Origin of the sequence: Halorhodospira neutriphila, from assembly GCF_016584055.1 — a bacterium.
GTDB lineage: Bacteria > Pseudomonadota > Gammaproteobacteria > Nitrococcales > Halorhodospiraceae > Halorhodospira > Halorhodospira neutriphila.
Map to the genome: position 1 here is coordinate 1 of NZ_NRSH01000190.1, position 2,926 is coordinate 2,926.

General features: G+C 75.2%; 3 protein-coding genes. 1 reads left to right on the forward strand and 2 read right to left on the reverse strand.

Annotated features, from left to right (window positions below):
• Positions 1-1,197, forward strand: a 1,197-nt coding sequence (gene ispG / locus CKO13_RS11535; protein ID WP_200261177.1) for a flavodoxin-dependent (E)-4-hydroxy-3-methylbut-2-enyl-diphosphate synthase, incomplete at its 5' end; no start/stop codon positions are given.
• A gap of 27 nt (positions 1,198-1,224) precedes the next feature.
• Here the strand turns inward: ispG and CKO13_RS11540 are convergent.
• The gene (locus CKO13_RS11540) at positions 1,225-1,752 is read right to left on the reverse strand and encodes an Rrf2 family transcriptional regulator (RefSeq protein WP_200261179.1); all 528 of its coding nucleotides are present in this window, start codon (positions 1,750-1,752) and stop codon (positions 1,225-1,227) included.
• 117 nt (positions 1,753-1,869) lie between these two features.
• Positions 1,870-2,682 carry a bifunctional hydroxymethylpyrimidine kinase/phosphomethylpyrimidine kinase gene (gene thiD, locus CKO13_RS11545; RefSeq protein WP_200261181.1) on the reverse strand — a complete coding sequence of 271 codons (813 nt, stop codon included), beginning with the start codon at positions 2,680-2,682 and terminating at the stop codon, positions 1,870-1,872.
• Positions 2,683-2,926 lie beyond the last annotated feature (244 nt).

Genomic DNA, 2,926 nt, shown 5'->3' on the forward strand with positions numbered 1-2,926 from the left:
CGCACCGCCGACGTCGCCGGGATCCCCATCGGCGGCGGCGCCCCGGTGGTGGTGCAGTCGATGACCGACACCGACACCGCCGACGTCGAGGCCACCGCCGCCCAGGCCGCCGCCCTCGCCCGGGCCGGCTCCGAGCTGGTGCGGGTGACGGTCAACAACGAGGAGGCCGCCGCCGCCGTGCCGCGCATCCGCGAGCGCCTCGAGGCCCAGGGCCTCGACGTGCCCCTCGTCGGCGACTTCCACTTCAACGGCCACAAGCTCCTCCAGCGCCACCCGGCGTGCGCCGAGGCCATCGCCAAGATGCGCATCAACCCCGGCAACGTCGGCAAGGGCAGCCGCCGGGACCCGCAGTTCGCGGCGATGGTCGAGATCGCCTGCCGCTACGGCCTGCCGGTGCGCATCGGCGTCAACTGGGGCAGCCTCGACGAGAGCGTGCTCACCCGCCTGATGGACGCCAACGCCGAGCGCCGCGAGCCGCTCCCCCCGGAGGCGGTGATGCGCGACGCGGTGGTGACCTCGGCGGTGGAGAGCGCCGAGCGCGCCGAGGCCCTCGGCCTGCCCGGCGAGCGCATCGTCCTCTCCTGCAAGATGAGCGGCGTCCAGGACCTGGTCGCCGTCTACCGCGACCTGGCCCGGCGCTGCGACTACCCCCTGCACCTCGGGCTCACCGAGGCCGGCATGGGCACGCCGGGGATCGTCGCCTCCAGCTCGGCGCTGGCCATCCTCCTCCAGGAGGGGATCGGCGACACCATCCGCGTCTCCCTGACCCCCGAGCCGGGCAGCGCCCGTACGCGCGAGGTCGAGGTGGCGCAGCAGGTCCTGCAGAGCATGGGGCTGCGCGACTTCACGCCCCGGGTCACCGCCTGCCCCGGCTGCGGGCGGACCTCCAGCGACTACTTCCAGCGCCTCGCCGAGCACGTGCGCGGCCACATCGACGCGCGCATGCCCGAGTGGCGCCAGCGCTACCCCGGCGTCGAGCGGCTGCGCATCGCCGTCATGGGCTGCGTCGTCAACGGCCCCGGCGAGAGCCGCCACGCCGATATCGGCATCAGCCTGCCCGGCGCCGGCGAGCAGCCAGCGGCGCCGGTGTTCATCGACGGCGAGCGCTCGGTGACCCTCAAGGGCGACCGGCTCGCCGAGGAGTTCACCGAGATCGTCGAGTCGTACGTCGAGCGCCGCTTCGGCGGCGGCGCCTAGGCGCCGCCCGCTGCGGACGGCCGGCGCCTAGTCCCGCGGCGCCGTGGCCGAGGCCGCCGCGGCGCGGCCGCGCTCGAAGAGCACCCCGCAGACCTCGCAGCGCCGCGGCCCGCCGCCGGCGGCGTACTGCCGGGCGAGCCACTCCTGCGCCCCGGGGCGCTCGACGAGGTCGGCGATGGTGATCCGCCCCATCAGCGCCTCGATATCGTGCATCAGCCGGCTCCAGACGGCCGCCTCCAGGGCGCTGCGGTAGCCCTTCTGCGCGCGGCCCTGCTCCACGGCGGCGAGGATCTCCGCGACGCGGATCTGCGCCGCCGGCCGGGCCAGGCGGTAGCCGCCCCCCGGGCCCGGGATCCCCTCGATCACCCCCGCCGGGCGCAGCTCCGCGAAGATCTGGTCGACGTAGGAGGTCGAGATATTCTGGCAGACCGAGATCTCGGCCAGGGGGACGGGGCCGACGGCGTCGTGCAGGGCGATGTGCAGGACAGCTCCGATCGCATACCGCCCCCGGGTCGTCACCTGCACCACGGACTGCGGCTGGTTACTGGGTGTCATGGCCATCCTCGCTCTCGTCGGCTCCCTGATTTTGGACCATTTTAGTCCTGAATAGATCCGTGCGCCAAACCGCCGCACCGGGGCCGGCCCCCGCAGCACCTTGCAACGGCACGGCGATCACTCGGGCGGCCCCAGGGGCCAGGCGTGGTGCACCGGCCCGGCCCCGGCGCCGAGCCCCCGCGCCGTGCGCAGCGCCTCGTAGAGGTAGGCGCGGGCGCGGGCCGCCGCCTCCGGCAGGGCCTGCCCCCGGGCGAGGCCGGCGGCCACGGCGCTGGCGAGGGTGCAGCCGGTGCCGTGGGTCGAGCGCGTCGCCAGGCGCCGGTGCTCGAAGCGCTCCACCCCGTCGGCGGTGGCGAGCACGTCGAGGACGGACTCCCCCGCCGCGTGGCCGCCCTTGAGCAGCACCGCCCCGGCCCCGAGCCCGCGCAGGGCCTCGGCGGCCTCGACCATGGCCGCCTCCCCCGCGACGCGGCGGCCGAGCAGGGCCTCCGCCTCCGGCAGGTTCGGGGTCAGCAGCGCGGCGCGCGGCACCAGGGACTCGCGCAGGCGCTCGGCGGCCTCCTCGGCGAGGAGTCGGTCGCCGCTCTGCGCCACCATGACCGGATCGACGACCACCGGGACCTGCAGGGCGCGGGCGTCGAGCTCGGCGACGACGGCGTCGATCACCGCCGCGTCGTGGAGCATCCCGGTCTTGATGCAGTCGGCGCCGATATCGTCGAGCACCGCGGCCATCTGCTCGCGGATGAAGGCCGGCGGTACGGTGTAGACGCCCTGCACGCCCCGGGTGTTCTGGGCGGTCAGCGCCGTGATGGCGGTCGCGGCGTAGCCGCCGAGGGCCATGACCGTCTTCAGGTCGGCCTGGATGCCGGCCCCACCCCCCGAGTCGGAGCCGGCCACCACCAGGACCCGCGCGTTGCCGTATCGATCCATGCCTCGTTCCTCCTCCTCTACCTCTCCCTGCCAGCGTATCGCACACCGCTCTTAGTTCCTCGGCCTGCTGGCGCCGGCGATGGGGCCGCGGGGGCGTCCTCTCGAGCGCGCCGAGCATCGCAGCCCGAGCGGGGCGCCGAGCGGCGCCAGCCGCTCGGCGAGCGCGCGTTGTCCGAGCGAAGCGAGTTTAGCGCGCGGCCCCGCTCGGGCGAGAAGCGCAGGGGACCCCGAAGGGGCGCGCTCG